At 63.2% G+C, this 13546-nt stretch carries 13 protein-coding genes; 5 read left to right on the top strand and 8 right to left on the bottom strand.

All coding sequences use genetic code 11. The annotated features are described in order from the left end of the window. Positions 1-79 precede the first annotated feature (79 nt). Positions 80-1546 carry a PLP-dependent aminotransferase family protein gene (locus tag ACP3TA_RS23145; RefSeq protein ID WP_206196221.1) on the top strand — a complete coding sequence of 489 codons (1467 nt, stop codon included), beginning with the start codon at positions 80-82 and terminating at the stop codon, positions 1544-1546. On the opposite strand, the gene ACP3TA_RS23150 is transcribed toward ACP3TA_RS23145, so the two are convergent. The 4 genes from ACP3TA_RS23150 to ACP3TA_RS23165 are packed head-to-tail and all read right to left on the bottom strand — an operon-like array spanning position 1543 to position 5197. Continuing rightward, positions 1543-2043 (bottom strand): protein disulfide oxidoreductase, encoded by a 501-nt coding sequence (locus ACP3TA_RS23150; protein WP_147880753.1) that lies wholly within the window; start codon positions 2041-2043, stop codon positions 1543-1545. The two genes, ACP3TA_RS23145 and ACP3TA_RS23150, sit on opposite strands and share 4 nt — an antisense overlap. Next, positions 2036-2752, bottom strand: a complete 717-nt coding sequence (locus ACP3TA_RS23155) for a DsbA family protein (RefSeq protein ID WP_099782568.1) — start codon at positions 2750-2752, stop codon at positions 2036-2038. The genes ACP3TA_RS23150 and ACP3TA_RS23155 overlap by 8 nt, the downstream gene beginning before the upstream one ends. Then, positions 2749-4785, bottom strand: coding sequence for a protein-disulfide reductase DsbD family protein (locus ACP3TA_RS23160; protein WP_206196222.1), 2037 nt, complete (start codon positions 4783-4785; stop codon positions 2749-2751). The genes ACP3TA_RS23155 and ACP3TA_RS23160 overlap by 4 nt, the downstream gene beginning before the upstream one ends. A gap of 49 nt (positions 4786-4834) precedes the next feature. Next, positions 4835-5197, bottom strand: a complete 363-nt coding sequence (locus ACP3TA_RS23165; RefSeq protein ID WP_033639760.1) for a hypothetical protein — start codon at positions 5195-5197, stop codon at positions 4835-4837. 205 nt (positions 5198-5402) lie between these two features. Here ACP3TA_RS23165 and flk point away from each other — a divergent pair, with 205 nt between their 5' ends. Then, positions 5403-6431 carry a flagella biosynthesis regulator Flk gene (gene flk / locus ACP3TA_RS23170; protein WP_089197272.1) on the top strand — a complete coding sequence of 343 codons (1029 nt, stop codon included), beginning with the start codon at positions 5403-5405 and terminating at the stop codon, positions 6429-6431. Positions 6432-6435: 4 nt separating this feature from the next. Here the strand turns inward: flk and ACP3TA_RS23175 are convergent, their stop codons facing one another. Beyond that, positions 6436-6891 carry a rhodanese-like domain-containing protein gene (locus ACP3TA_RS23175; protein WP_033643902.1) on the bottom strand — a complete coding sequence of 152 codons (456 nt, stop codon included), beginning with the start codon at positions 6889-6891 and terminating at the stop codon, positions 6436-6438. 93 nt (positions 6892-6984) lie between these two features. Between ACP3TA_RS23175 and ACP3TA_RS23180 the strand changes: the two genes are divergently transcribed. After that, the gene (locus tag ACP3TA_RS23180; RefSeq protein WP_170852917.1) at positions 6985-8418 is read left to right on the top strand and encodes a PLP-dependent aminotransferase family protein; all 1434 of its coding nucleotides are present in this window, start codon (positions 6985-6987) and stop codon (positions 8416-8418) included. 27 nt (positions 8419-8445) lie between these two features. On the opposite strand, the gene ACP3TA_RS23185 is transcribed toward ACP3TA_RS23180, so the two are convergent. After that, on the bottom strand, positions 8446-9342 hold the full coding sequence (locus ACP3TA_RS23185) for an endonuclease/exonuclease/phosphatase family protein (protein ID WP_170852918.1): 897 nt from the start codon (positions 9340-9342) through the stop codon (positions 8446-8448). A gap of 217 nt (positions 9343-9559) precedes the next feature. Between ACP3TA_RS23185 and pepT the strand changes: the two genes are divergently transcribed. Next, positions 9560-10807, top strand: coding sequence for a peptidase T (gene pepT, locus ACP3TA_RS23190; protein ID WP_046687563.1), 1248 nt, complete (start codon positions 9560-9562; stop codon positions 10805-10807). Here pepT and ACP3TA_RS23195 read toward each other — a convergent pair. Continuing rightward, a complete protein-coding gene (locus ACP3TA_RS23195) occupies positions 10804-11916 on the bottom strand; it encodes an SLC13 family permease (protein WP_197665939.1) in 1113 nt (370 codons plus the stop codon). The two genes, pepT and ACP3TA_RS23195, sit on opposite strands and share 4 nt — an antisense overlap. A gap of 153 nt (positions 11917-12069) precedes the next feature. On the opposite strand from ACP3TA_RS23195, the gene apbE reads away from it, so the two are divergent. Then, positions 12070-13101, top strand: coding sequence for an FAD:protein FMN transferase ApbE (apbE, locus tag ACP3TA_RS23200; protein WP_047025285.1), 1032 nt, complete (start codon positions 12070-12072; stop codon positions 13099-13101). Between the two features lie 42 nt (positions 13102-13143). Here apbE and ACP3TA_RS23205 read toward each other — a convergent pair whose 3' ends face one another. Further along, on the bottom strand, positions 13144-13365 hold the full coding sequence (locus ACP3TA_RS23205; protein WP_004936201.1) for a hypothetical protein: 222 nt from the start codon (positions 13363-13365) through the stop codon (positions 13144-13146). Positions 13366-13546: the final 181 nt, after the last annotated feature.

Consider the following 13546-nt stretch of genomic DNA (forward strand, 5'->3'; position numbering starts at 1 on the left):
CAGGCCACTTTTCTGCGCTTGAAGCCCTGTTGACATGGGGTATAGTAAAAAGCTCTCTCCCTAACCGGGCCAATTTCGCATGCACATTCCGTTAGATCGCGAGCAGGACGTTCCGCTCTATTTACAGATCGAAGAAGCGCTGCGGCGCGCCATCCTCACCGGCGTGTTCGTGGATGGCGACAAGCTGCCCTCAACGCGCACGCTGGCGGCCGAATTGGCGGTCAGCCGTTTGACGGTGGATAACGCCTATGCCGAACTGGCGGCCAAGGGCTTTTTGCATCAGCAGCGCGGCAGCGGCGCCTATGTTGCGCACCCGCAGGCACAAACGCGCCCGGCCCGGCCGACCAGCGATGCCCCCTTCCCGCTGGAGAGCTTCACCACCCTCACCTCGCGGCTGGACGGCTATGCCGACGCCCCGCTGCCGGAGAGGCTGATCAACTTCGCCGCCGGCGTCGGCAGCCCTAAGGTGTTTCCGCTGGAGGCGTTTCGCAAAGTGCTGCTGTCGGTGCTCAGCCGCCATGCGGAAGAGGCCTTCAGCTACGGCGAATACTGCGGCTACTACCCGCTGCGCGATACGCTGAGCCGCATTCTCAGCGCGCAGGGCATCCCCACGCAGGCGGAACAGGTGCTGATCACCAACGGCTCGCAGCATGCCATCAGCCTGGTGGTGCAAAGCCTGCTGGCGCCGGGCGATACGGTGATCGTCGAAGAACCGACCTACGCCGAAGCGCTGGGCCTGCTGCGCCAGCACCGCATCAATATCGTCACCGTGCCGGGCGATCGCCACGGCATGCTGGTCGAACGATTGCCCGAGTTGCTGGAACGCCACCGCCCCAAATTGATCTACACCATCCCCAATTTCCACAACCCGACCGGCCGCTGCCTGAGCGAAGCTCGCCGGCGGCGCCTGCTGGCGATCGCCCAACGGGCCGGCGTGGTGATCCTGGAGGACGATTTCGTCGGCGATCTGCGTTACCAGGGCAAACAGCTGCCGTCGCTGCGTGCGCTGGCGCAGCCGGGCGCGGTGATCTACGTCAGCACCTTCTCCAAGATGCTGCTGCCCAGCATGCGCATCGGCTATCTGGTGGCGGACAGCGAGCACTATCAGCGCTTTGCGCGGCGCAAGCACGTTGACAGCTTCACCAGTTCCAGCCTGATCCAGCGGGCGCTGGACGCGTTTGTCACCGTCGGCCGTTACGACAAGCAGCTGCGGCGCGCCGGGCGCGTCTATCGCCTGCATCTGGAAGTGATGATCGACGCGTTGCAACGGCGGTTGCCGCCGGGGTGCCGTTTCGAAACGCCGCAAGGCGGCTTGTTTATCTGGCTGACGCTGCCCGCGACGGTGACCACCACCGAGCTGATGCCGGTGGCCTGGCGGCACGGCGTCACTTTCGCGCGCGGCGAATGCTTTTATGCCCAGGAACAGCTGGGCGCGCACAGTCTGCGGCTAAACTTCGCCGCCAACTCGCCGCCGCAGATTGAAGAAGGTATCGCCCGGCTTAGCCGGGCGATTGAGGAAGTGATAGCAGAGAAAAACGCCGGTTAGACGGCGGCCCACCACAGCCGCAGCTTCATCCCCCAGTAGCTGGTCCAGCCGGTGGTGCTCTGCACCACCTTGCCCTGCGAGACCACCACGAAGGTCGGCGTCACGCCAATCTGCCACTGCGCCGACAGCGTACCGGCCGGATCGTTGACCACCGGCAGCGCCAGCCGTTTGCGCGCCAGCCACTGTTTCACCTGGGTATCGTCGCCCGATCGCAGCGCGACGGTCAGCACGTTGCCGCCCGCCGCCTGCAAACGGGCGACGTCCGGCGTGGTGAAGCGGCAGACGCCGCACCAGCTGGCCCAGAAGTAAACCAGCAGCGGCCGCTCATGACTGAGCTGCGCCAACGACACGCGCTCGCCGTCCAACGTGGTCAGCGTCTGGGCATCGAAGGCCGGCGGCGCCTGCGGCGCGTTCAGCCAATCCATCACCGTAATCACCGCCAGTGCGATCAGCGCCAGCAGCAGCAACTCGCGCCCCCAGCGCTTGAGCTTAGCCATGGTTGGCCTTCGCCAGCTGCTGCTTCACCATCGTTTCCAGCTCTTCATAGGACACCGCCCCCGGCAGCATCCGATCGCCGATCAGCGTCGCCGGCGTCCCTTGTACGCCCAGTTGTTCCGCCAATTCCATATTGGTGCGCAGCGTGGTCATGCTCTGTTCGCTCGGCGCCACCGCCTTGACGCCGGTTTTCTCCTGCGCGGCGGCGATGCTGGCCTTGTCGTGGAAGCCCTTTTTCGCCATCAGCCGCTGATGCAAGGCCCAGAATTGCTCCGGGTGCTGCTGCCAGGTGGTGAGCGCCACGCGCGCCGAACTGACCGAACTTTCGCCCTTGAACGGCAACAGCTTCACCACCAGTGCCACATCCGGGTATTGCTTGACGATTTTCTCCAGCATCGGATCAAACCGCTTGCAGTACGGGCAGTTATAGTCGGTAAAGGTCACCAGCGTCAGTTTCGCGTTGGCGGCGCCGAGGCGCGGGCTGGCCGGATCCTGATACAGCGTTTTGGCATTCTGCTTGATAGCCTGGCTGATTTGCTGGCTTGCGGTTTGCTGCTGCCAGGCGTCCACCGCCTGCGCCAGAATGTCCGGGTTGGACACCAGCGTTTCGCGGATCATCTCTTTGATACGCGCTTCTTGCGCCGGGGTGAAAGGCTCGGCGGCCCACACCGGGGCGGCGATGATCATCAGTAAAATCAGTAACTTTTTCATTGTTCGGTTCCTTTGGCATGGGAAAGCGTTTGCAGCACGGCGTCACGGGTCAACAGCGGGAATAGCACCACGCCGTCCGGGCTGCCGGGGCCATAGATTTGGTTGAAAGGCACGGCGACGCTGCCGCGCCTTTGCAGGAAGGCGCTGATGTCGGCCGACGGGCGGCTCCAGTCGCCGCGCAGCGCGACCACATCATCGGCGCTCAACGCCCGCTGTACGTCATCGCGCAGCAGCACATTGAATTTGTTGGCTTTACAGGTCACGCACCAATCGGCGGTCACGTCGACGAACACCCGCTTATGTTGCGCCAGCGCCTCGGCGATCGCCTGTTCGCTCAGCGGTTGCCACTGCACCCGATCCTGCAACGGCTGGTGCCACAGACCGGCGGTCAGCGAGCCGGCCAGCAAGACGGCGCCCGCCAGCACCAACGTGCCCGCCGCCAGCTTGGCCGCCAACCGTGCCCCCTGCCGGCGCCACACCGCCAGCAGCAGTGCCAGCAGCGCCAACCCCCCCAGCCACAGCGTAGCCTGCACGCCGATATGATTGCTCAGCAGACTCAGCAACCACAGCGACGACGCCAGCATCAACAACCCCATCGCCAGCTTGACGGTATTCATCCAGCGGCCGGGACGCGGCAACCGCAGCGCCAGCGACGGCCAGGCGGCGATCAGCAACCACGGCAGACTCATGCCGATGCCGAGCGCGATGAACATGCCCCACAGCACCGGCAGCGACGCCGCCAGCGCGAAGGCCACCGCCGTGCCGAGAAACGGCGCCGAGCACGGCGTCGCCAGCAGCGTGGCGAACGCGCCCTGCCAGAAATGGCCGCTCAGACCGTGCCCGTTATGGGTGGCCAGCGACGTGTTCAGATCGGAAGAGAGGCGCAGATGGAACAGGCCGAACAGGTTGGCGCTGAACAGCAGCGTCACCAGCACCATAAAGCCGATAAACCACGGATTCTGGAACTGAATGCCCCAGCCGAGCGCGTGGTTGCCAAGCCGCAGCAGCGTCATCAGCAGGGCCAACGCCATAAACGAGGCGACGATGCCCAGCGACGATGCCAGGAACTGCAAACGAACGCTGCGCCGATCGCGCCGCTCCACCTGCAGGATGGAACCGAGCTTGATGCCCAACACCGGCAGGACGCACGGCATCAGATTGAGGATCAACCCGCCCGCCAGCGCCATCAATACCGCCTGCCATAACGGGAACGCCGCACCGGCGGGCGCGGCCAGCGGCTCGCCGATCGGCAGCGTAATCTGCTGCGCCATGCCGCCGTCGTCGATCACCAGCGTCAGCGTTTTTCCGCGCAGATCCGGCGCCGCCTCTCCCCAGCCATCGCTCACCGGGACTCGCGCCAGCAACTGATCGCCGTCGGTTTCAACCTGCGGCTTGCCGAGATCGGCATCCGCCAGCGTATCGAAGAACAGCGCGGGCCGCTGCCAACCGTCGGCGCGTTCGGCGGCAATCTGCAGCTCGCCGCTGCGATACCCGGCCTTGACGTTCTCCGTCAACCCGGCGGCGATAGGCACTTGCCCCATCGCCTGCGCGAAGTCGTGATTAAACTGCGGATCGTTCGGCGCCGTCAGATCCAGACTGAACGGGTAGTCGGTCAGAATGCAGACATTGCTGCAGGTGGACAGCGTCAGGGTGCCCGCCAGCGGGCCGGACACCTGGCCTGGCATCACGATCGGCAGCGTGACCCGATCGTGATAGCCCTGGGTGGAAATGCCGGCCACCTCGAAACGCTGCGGCGTCGGCCAGTGCCAGGTCGCCGGCGGTGGGTGGCCTTGCCAGACGATAGCCGGCGCGATGCCGCCTTCGCCCGGGGAACGCCAGTAAGTTTTCCAGCCTTTTTGCAGCTCGACCGACAGCAGCAGACGGGTCTCTCCCGGCTGTGACGTGTCGGCGCGCAGCCGCACCTTGGCATGATCGTTGGCCGGATTTTGCAGCCAGCCGCTGTCCGCCGCCTGCAAGGCGGGCAGCCACAGCATAAACAGGCAAGCGCAGGCCAGCCTGATAATTTTCAACATGTTAATTCTCCATAAATGATTAATTCACCGCGAAAAACGGGCGATTAACTCATTCACGGAAGACGCATAATCGAAGGTGCACCCTGAGGGTGGGCGGAGAAATGGCGCGAGGAGGAGGAATGCGCAGACGCGCGGCAATGGTCGGCGCCAACAGCGCCAGCAGCAGACCCAGCCCGAACAGCACGGTTTCGAACATTACCGGCGGCGCGGCCAGCAATGATTTGGCGCTCAGTTCACAGGGCGTCGGCTGCGCTTCGGCGGCGGCATCACTGGACTGAACGGCGGTAGCGGCCGGGATCCCCAGCGTTTGCTGCAGCGCATGCAGGCCCGCCATGCGCTGGGTCATGCACGTCAGCACCACCAGGCAAGCCAGGCATAAAAACCATTTTGCAATCCGCTGCCGTTTAACCATGCCATCCTCATGTTCAGATCTGGGGTTATCTTAGCGGCGCAGACGCGATTAGCAACGTTTTGTCGGTAAAGAAATGTCTGAGCGGCGGTATTGATGGCGGCGAATTACAGGTATCATAGAGGGTAAGCCTGCGCTTTTCGCCGGGTACAATGACGATTCTCTCCTCCAGGCACACTGCGGGGATACACAGCGAAGGACTGGTGATATGCAACCTTTGAGTGGGCCGGGCACCCCAATCGCCGGCGAGCGCCCCCCTTCCCCGGGCAAAACGGCGGCCACTGACGATCAACCCCTCTCTCCGGCGCAGCGCACAACGCTGGAAAAACTGATCGTGAAAATCATGACGCTCAGCCCGGTAAAATCGGCGGAGATCTGGGCGTCTCTGCGTCACGATCTCGGCGCCGACAAAGGCGGCGAACTGCTGGCGCGCCATTTTCAACCGGCGGAACAGCTGCTGCAAACGCGCCTGACGCAGGCGCAGCAAAACCATGCCGGGCGCCAACTGCTGCAACAGCTGGCCGAGTTGCTGCCGCAGGGCAATAATCGCCAGGCGGTCAGTGACTTTATTCGTCAACGGTTCGGCCATACGGTGTTGAGCCAGCTAAGCCCACCGCAGCTGCAGCAGGTGCTGAATCTGTTGCAGACCGGCGGCCTGACCATTCCCCAACCGCAGCAAACCGCCACCAGCGATCGCCCGCTGCTGCCCGCAGAGCATCAAAGCCTGCAGCAGCAGGTCACCAAACTCAGCGCCGCGACCGGTGAAGCGCCGGCTAAAATTTGGCAAACGCTGTTCGATCTGGTGGGCGTGAAAACCAACGATCCGCTGCCGGCGCGCCACTTCCAGCTGCTGAACCAGTTTTTACAGGTGAAGGTGGCGCTCAGCCCGCAGAACGCGCCAACGCTGAACAACCTGCTGGCGGCGCTCAAACAGCCGGCGGATGAGCAAGAACTGCAGCAGATGAACGACTATTGCCAGACGCGCTTCAACTGCGGCGCCAACGCGCCGCTGACGCATCCGCAAATGAGCGACGCCATTCATCAGCTGTTTGCCCGCCGTCTGGAGAAAGCCGGCCAGGCGCAGCCGATCGCCAGCCCCCCTGTCGAACCGCAGCCGCTGCTCAACCCGCTGATCGCCGCCCTGCCTCTGCCGCTGCAAAAAGCGCTGAGCAAGCCCGCCGTGGCGCTGATCCTGCTGCTGTTGACGCTGGCCGTCGTGCTGGCGCTGGTGTTTTAACGCCTCAGGCGCAGCCGCAGTCCGCTGCGGCCGCCCGGGAGCGCAGTGACCCCGGCAGTTCGCCGATGGCCAACGGATGGCCGTCGCGCAGCCAGAAATCCAGCCCGCCAATCAACTCTTTCACCCTAAACCCCAACTTCGCCAGCTTGTAGGCGCCTTTGGTGGAACCGTTGCAGCCGATGCCGTCGCAGTAGGTCACATACACCTTTTGGCGATCCAGGTGCGCCGTGCCGGCTTCATCCATCAGGCGATGCGGCAAGCTGAGCGCGCCGGGGATATGCCCGGCGGCGTACAGCGCCTCCGCACGGGTGTCGATCACCACCATCCCGTCCACGCCATTGCGCAAATCTTCCGCCACGTCCCAGGCATCCGCATAGCGGCTCAGCTTGGCCGCCAGATAGGCCAGGCTCTCTTCCGGCGCTGCCGGCGGAAAGGCCAGCACCAAGGATTCTTTCGACATATCACTCACTCCCGTTGATCAAGACAGATGACAATAGTGCCCGATTTTGGTCTTATGATTGATACCCATTTTTTACTCATGATAAGACCCATTATGCGGCACACGCTGATCACGCTGTTTCAGCAATCGCCCCAGGCCATCGGCACGCTGCGCGATCGTCTGTGTGCGGCATTGCGGCAGGCCATCCACCACGGCGCATTGAGCGTTGGGCAACGGCTGCCCTCCAGCCGAGTGCTGGCTGGGGATCTGAACCTCTCAAGGGTGACCGTCGAAGCAGCCTACGGCCAGTTGGAGGCGGAGGGGTATTTGCAGCGCCGCGTCGGCCAGGGCACATTTGTGGCTATCCGCATCGCCAAATCGCCGCCGCCGGCGACCCGCACCGCCATGCCGCGCCTTTCGCTGCGCGGCCAACAGATCGTGCACACCGGCGGCTGCCGCGATCCGCAGCATCCTCAGGCCTTCGCAGCCGGCTCGCCGGACCTGCGCGCGTTTCCGCTGGCCCTGTGGAAGCAGTTGACCGCTCAACGCCTGCGCCTGCAGGGGGAAAGCCTGCTGCGCTACGGCGATCCGCAAGGCTATCTGCCGCTGCGCGAAGCCATTGCCACCCACGTCAACCAAACGCGTGGCGTAGTCTGCGATGCGAGCCAGGTTATCGTGCTGACCAGTTCGCAGCAGGCGCTGCAAATGATCGCCACCTTACTGTTGGACAGCGGCGACAGCGTCTGGATGGAAGAGCCGGGTTACGCCGGGGCGAGAAACGCCTTTATCAGCGCCGGCGCCACGCTGACGCCGGTGGCGGTAGACGGCGATGGCCTGCGAGCAGAACCTTCCTTGCCCGATCCGCGTTTGATTTATCTGACGCCCTCGCACCAATACCCGACCGGCGCGGCCCTCAGCCTGGCACGCCGCTTAGCGTTGCTGGCGCAGGCGGAGCGGCAACAGGCCTGGATCATTGAGGACGATTACGACAGCGAGTTTCACTACGACGGGCTGCCGATTCCGGCGATGCAAGGCCTGGATCGCCATGGCCGGGTGCTCTATCTCGGCACCTTCTCCAAATCGTTGTTCCCTTCGCTGCGGCTGGCGTACCTGATCGTGCCGCCCGCGCTGGTCGCCCCCTTCGTCACCGCACGCACGGTCTATGACGGCCACAGCGCGCAATTGATGCAGGCGGTGACCGCCGAGTTCATTCGCCAGGGGCACTTCGCCGCGCATATTCGTTACATGCGCCAGCTCTACCACAGCCGGCGCGATGTGCTGCTGACGGAAGTGAGCGAAAAGCTGAGCCACTTCGCCACGGCCGCTCCCGCCGCCGGCGGCCTGCAGCTCAGCGTTTGGCTGCCGCCCGGCCGGGAGGCGGCGCTCAGCCAACAGGCGCGGCGGCTCGGCGTCCTTACGCCCGGGTTAACGGCGCAATACCAAACGGTTCAGGCCCAGCGCGACGGCTGGCTACTGGGTTTTTCGGCCCTGACGCCGGGCGAGATCCGCAGCGCCGTCGAGCGGCTGGCGCGGATCGCCGCGGCTTAGCCCTGCCCCGGAGAGACGCCGGCCGGCTTATTGCTCGGTCAGGCGCATCTCCGCCACCAGCGGCAGGTGATCGCTCACCGCCGGCCAGTGCACGCCGTTCCAATCGCCGCTGGCGTTCGGCACCGTCAGGCTGTCCAGATGCCAACGCTGCGCATTGCCGCTAAAGATGTAATCCACCTTGATTTCGGCGTTTTCCGCCGGCCAGCTGCGGCCATCTTGCCCATTGGGCATGATGTCGTTCCAATAGCGGCTTAGCTCCAGCCAGGTGACGCTGCCCGGCACGTCGTTCATGTCGCCGAACAGCAGTTTGATGCCACGCACTTCGATGGTGCGATCGTTCAGCTCCCGCACCTGATCCAGACGCATCGTCGGATCTTCCTTGGTATCGAGGTGGGTGTTGAACAGGGTGATCGGCGTCGGGAACTCCGGCACATCGACCTTGGCGCTGAAGGCGATGCGCTGCTCGCGCTGGCCGGACGGCAACGGATAGATCACGGCGTCGTGCAGCGGATACTTCGAGAGAAACGCCAGGCCGTATTCACCGCCGTCGAAATCGATCGCCCGGCCGAACACCGCCTGCATGCCGGTCAGCTTCGCCAGTTCCGCCGCCTGATCGACCCGCCCGCTGCGGGCGGTGAGTTTATCCACCTCCTGCAGCGCCACCACGTCGACGTTCATCGCGCGAATCGCCTTGGCGATAGCGGTCATGTCGCTGACCTTGCCGGCGGCGATATTGAAGCTGGCGACGCGGATCTTCGGCGCCTGTTCCAGCTCGTAGGTTTTGTTATTCAGGCCGCCCAACGCGCTGGCCACCTCGCGGCTGTTGGCGTTGCTGTTGGCGTGCCCGGTATCGGCGGACGACCAGGCGCTGTGAGAGATGCCCAGGGACAGTAAGGTGATGAGCAAAGCGTGACCGGTGTGCATGAATTCTCCTTGAGGGACAGATAAGTGTTATGCGGGCGCTTCCCGGCCCACAGCTAACACCGATTTTGCCGCAGAAACCTGCGACTATTTCCTAGTTGCACCGCTATTTTTCGTTTCTGCGCGATGCTTCGCATTCTGGCGGTTTACGCATTGCGCCGTTGGACAATCGGCTGATTTCGTTTTAAAACCGGTAGATTGCCAACCGCGAGGAGTTCCGATGACCAGCCCGATTGCCGAACAGCTTACCGAACGTTTCTTCCGCTACCTGGCCGTCACCAGCCAGAGCAACGCCGCCGCAACCGCCCTGCCCAGCACGCCGGGACAGCATGAGATGGCGCAACTGTTGGCGGACGAGCTGCGCCGGCTCGGCCTGGCCGACGTTCAAATCGACGAGCACGCCACCGTGACCGCCCGCAAGCCCGGCACCCAACCCGGCGCACCGCGCATCGGCTTCATCACGCATATCGACACCGTGGACGTCGGCCTGTCGCCCGAGATTCGCCCGCAGCGCCTGCGCTTCACCGGCGAGGATTTATGCCTGAACACCGAGCAGGACATCTGGCTGCGTACCGCCGAGCATCCGGAGATCCTGCCCTACCGGAACGAAGAGATCCTGTTCAGCGACGGCACCAGCGTGCTGGGCGCCGACAATAAGGCGGCGGTCACCGTGGTGATGACGCTGCTGGCCAACCTGACCGCGGCCGATCGCCACGGTGATATCGTAGTGGCGTTCGTGCCGGACGAAGAAATCGGCCTGCGCGGCGCCAAGGCGCTGGATCTGCAGCGTTTCCCCGTCGATTTCGCCTACACCATCGACTGCTGCGAACTGGGTGAAGTGGTGTACGAGAATTTCAACGCGGCGGCGGCGGAGATCCGCATCGAGGGGGTGACCGCCCACCCGATGTCGGCGAAAAACGTATTAATCAACCCGATACGCATCGCCAACGACATCATTAACCGATTCGATGTGCAGGATACTCCGGAGCACACCGAAGGGCGCGAGGGCTATTTCTGGTTCACCGATCTGGCCGCCAACGCCAATCAGGCGACGCTGAAGGTGTCGATTCGCGACTTCGATCGCGCGGCGTTCGAGGCACGCAAAGCCCGCCTTGAGGAGACCGTGCGCCAGGTGGCGGCCAACTATCCGCGGGCCAACGTCAGCTGCAGCGTCAGCGACATCTACAGCAACATCAGCAACGCCATCGGCGAGGACCGGCGCGCCATCGATCTGATCTTCGGCGCCCTCGCCGCCCACGGCATCCCGCCGAAGGTGATCCCGATGCGCGGCGGCACCGACGGCGCGGCGCTCTCCAGCCGTGGCATCCTGACGCCCAATTACTTCACCGGCGCGCATAACTTCCACTCGCGCTTCGAGTTTTTACCCGTCAGCGCCTTCGTGAAATCCTATCAGGTGACCCGCAGCATTTGCCTGCTGGCCGCGCGACAAAGCGGCCAACCGGCTTAGCTCATCACCCAGCCGAGCAACGCGGCCCATACCAACAGCGGCAGCGAATAATAGTGGAAGCGCAACCAGATCTTGCGCTCCCCCGCCATGCGCAGCGCAATCAGGTTGGCGAGCGATCCGATCGCCAACCCGAAGCCGCCGGCGTTGACCGCATAGGCCAACTGAGCGCTCGAGGGCACATAGTTGAGCAACAGTATGGTGGCCGGCACGTTGCTGACGATCTGCGACAGCCCGACGCCCAACGCATACACGCTCCCCTCGCTCAGCCCGGCGATGGCGGCGAACGCCGGCTGAAGCGGCGGCAAACGGGTAAACAGGCCGACATCGATGAACATGGCGGCGAACACGAAAATCAGACTCCAGTCGATCTGCAACAGCACTCGGCGCGCCAGCAGCAAGAAACCGGCGAACACCGCCAGCAGCCCGTACAACGGCAGATCGAAATCGAGACACAGCAGGAAAACCGCATACAGCCCTACACAGCTCAGCAACAGCGGCCGCTGGTAGGGATACCCCTCGGTATTCGGCGTTTTCACGATGTCGCGCGCCGGGAAGCTGAACCAGGTCAGCGCCAGCAGGCTCAACATCATTGCGACGCCAAACGGCGCCATCTGGCCGATGAAACCGAGGAAAGAGAGGCCGGAGCGGCTCCACAGCAGGATATTTTGCGGGTTGCCGATCGGCGTCAGCAACGAACCGGCGTTCACCGCCAGCGCCTGGAAGATGATCAAGCGGCCAACCGGCAGCGCCGACAGCTTTTTTAGCGTGATGGTGAGCGGAATGACGATAAACAGCGCCACATCGTTGGTCAGAAACGACGACAGCAGCGCGGCGGAAAACACCAGGAACAGCGCCAGCCGCCGTTCGCTGTGCAAGCGGTTGATAATCTTGCGGCCGACAAAATCGAAGTAGCCGCTGACCTCCACCCCTTTGGTCAGCAGCATCAGCCCCAACAGGGTGATGAGGGTACGGCCGTCGATGAAACCACCCAGCGCCGACAGCGGTTGCGGATGAAAAGCGAACATCACCACGCCGGCCAGCAGCAATGCATGCAAGAAGCGATCTTTGACAAAGGGGTGGATAAGCCGAGAAATGGCGGTTGAACTCATAGCGGCAGTGTGAACCTCACCGAAAAGAATGGGCAGACGTTAGCTCAGACGCGGCTTCAGCGCCAGCAAAATGCTATTTTACCTTTATCCGCTTTTCATTTGCCGCGCTTTACTTTATTTGTAGCGGCTTTCACGGTTTTCAAAGGACATGTTATGGCTTCCCTGCTCGCTAAAGGGGCGTTGCTCAGCGCCTTATGCGCCCTGCTCGCCGCCTGTGACGATCCCGCCTCTCGCCCGCAAATCGATATCGACGGCAAGACCATGGGCACCTTCTACAGCGTTAAGGTCAGCGGTGACGTCGCGATCGGCAAACAAGAGCTGCAGCGGCAGATCGACACGGTGCTCGAACGGGCCAACGACGATATCTCTACCTACCGCGCCGATTCGGTGCTGTCGCGGTTTAACCGCAGCGCCAGCCTCGAGCCGCAGCCTATCCCGCGCGGCATGGCGGACATCGTATTGATGGCCCAACGCATCGGCCGCGATACCGGCGGCGCCATGGACATCACCGTCGGCCCACTGGTGAACCTGTGGGGGTTCGGCCCAGACAAGCATCCGGTCAAGGTGCCGGAACAGGCGCAGATCGACGCGGCGAAGCAGAACATCGGCCTGCAGCACCTGAAGCTGATCAGCGACAATCGCGGGGAGTGGCTGCAAAAAGATCTGCCGGGCATGTATGTCGATCTCTCGACGCTGGGCGAAGGCTATGGTGCCGATGAGCTGGTGCGCCTGATGAACCGTCACGGCATTACCAACTACCTGGTGTCGGTAGGCGGCGCGGTCTCTTCACGCGGCGTCAACGGCCAGGGCAAACCCTGGCGGGTGGCGATCCAAAAGCCGACCGACCGTGAAAATGCGGTGCAGGCGCTGGTGGATCTGCACGGTTACGGCATCAGCACCGCCGGCAGCTACCGCAACTACTTCGAACAAAACGGCCAGCGTTACTCCCATGTCATCGATCCGACCACCGGCAGGCCGATCAACCACCGGCTGGTTTCCGCCACGGTGATCGCCCCGACCGCACTCGAGGCCGACGGCTGGGATACCGGCTTGATGGTGCTGGGCCCGGAGAAAGCGTTGCAGCTCGCAGAAGAGAAAGGGCTGGCGGTCTACCTGATCAGCAAAACCGACGACGGTTTCAGCGCCGTGATGACGCCGCAGTTCAAAGCATTTTTAGTGCAGTGAGATCGGCGCGCAATGGCCGGGCTTATTCCTGTTCCGCGCCGATCACTTGGTCAGCGCGATGATGCCGAGGGTCAGACCGGCCACTGCCGCCGCGCCGCCGGCGATCGCGCCCGCGGTTTCCCAGTTATCCTGAGTGGTGCCCTTCATGCAGGTGTTGGTGTGCACCAGACGCCCCTGGTCATCGTAGACCGGAACGCAGGGAGAATCAGTGGCGCATCCGGCCAACACGGCCGACAGTAACCCAACCGCAATTAACTTTTTCATACTTCTTGCCTCAATGTTCGATCACTTTAGAAAGCCACGCCGAGCGATAATCACGCTACCTGGCTATTGTATGCCCAACGCGTGTAATGGCGAGGTAATGATGTGTCAGGGGATGTGATTTGGGAAAACTCCGAGCGCTCGCCCGGCGGGCTTTGAACGGTAAAAAGCCCGCGAAAACGCG

The organism is Serratia sp. 2C06, from assembly GCF_050037615.1.
GTDB lineage: Bacteria > Pseudomonadota > Gammaproteobacteria > Enterobacterales > Enterobacteriaceae > Serratia > Serratia ureilytica.

What these genes read in the sequence shown, in the direction of transcription:
- ACP3TA_RS23145 (WP_206196221.1), top strand. Translation starts at nt 80, where the DNA reads ATGCACATTCCGTTAGATCGCGAGCAGGACGTTCCGCTCTATTTACAG.
- ACP3TA_RS23150 (WP_147880753.1), bottom strand. Translation starts at nt 2,043, where the DNA reads ATGGCTAAGCTCAAGCGCTGGGGGCGCGAGTTGCTGCTGCTGGCGCTG.
- ACP3TA_RS23155 (WP_099782568.1), bottom strand. Translation starts at nt 2,752, where the DNA reads ATGAAAAAGTTACTGATTTTACTGATGATCATCGCCGCCCCGGTGTGG.
- ACP3TA_RS23160 (WP_206196222.1), bottom strand. Translation starts at nt 4,785, where the DNA reads ATGTTGAAAATTATCAGGCTGGCCTGCGCTTGCCTGTTTATGCTGTGG.
- ACP3TA_RS23165 (WP_033639760.1), bottom strand. Translation starts at nt 5,197, where the DNA reads ATGGTTAAACGGCAGCGGATTGCAAAATGGTTTTTATGCCTGGCTTGC.
- flk (WP_089197272.1), top strand. Translation starts at nt 5,403, where the DNA reads ATGCAACCTTTGAGTGGGCCGGGCACCCCAATCGCCGGCGAGCGCCCC.
- ACP3TA_RS23175 (WP_033643902.1), bottom strand. Translation starts at nt 6,891, where the DNA reads ATGTCGAAAGAATCCTTGGTGCTGGCCTTTCCGCCGGCAGCGCCGGAA.
- ACP3TA_RS23180 (WP_170852917.1), top strand. Translation starts at nt 6,985, where the DNA reads ATGCGGCACACGCTGATCACGCTGTTTCAGCAATCGCCCCAGGCCATC.
- ACP3TA_RS23185 (WP_170852918.1), bottom strand. Translation starts at nt 9,342, where the DNA reads ATGCACACCGGTCACGCTTTGCTCATCACCTTACTGTCCCTGGGCATC.
- pepT (WP_046687563.1), top strand. Translation starts at nt 9,560, where the DNA reads ATGACCAGCCCGATTGCCGAACAGCTTACCGAACGTTTCTTCCGCTAC.
- ACP3TA_RS23195 (WP_197665939.1), bottom strand. Translation starts at nt 11,916, where the DNA reads ATGAGTTCAACCGCCATTTCTCGGCTTATCCACCCCTTTGTCAAAGAT.
- apbE (WP_047025285.1), top strand. Translation starts at nt 12,070, where the DNA reads ATGGCTTCCCTGCTCGCTAAAGGGGCGTTGCTCAGCGCCTTATGCGCC.
- ACP3TA_RS23205 (WP_004936201.1), bottom strand. Translation starts at nt 13,365, where the DNA reads ATGAAAAAGTTAATTGCGGTTGGGTTACTGTCGGCCGTGTTGGCCGGA.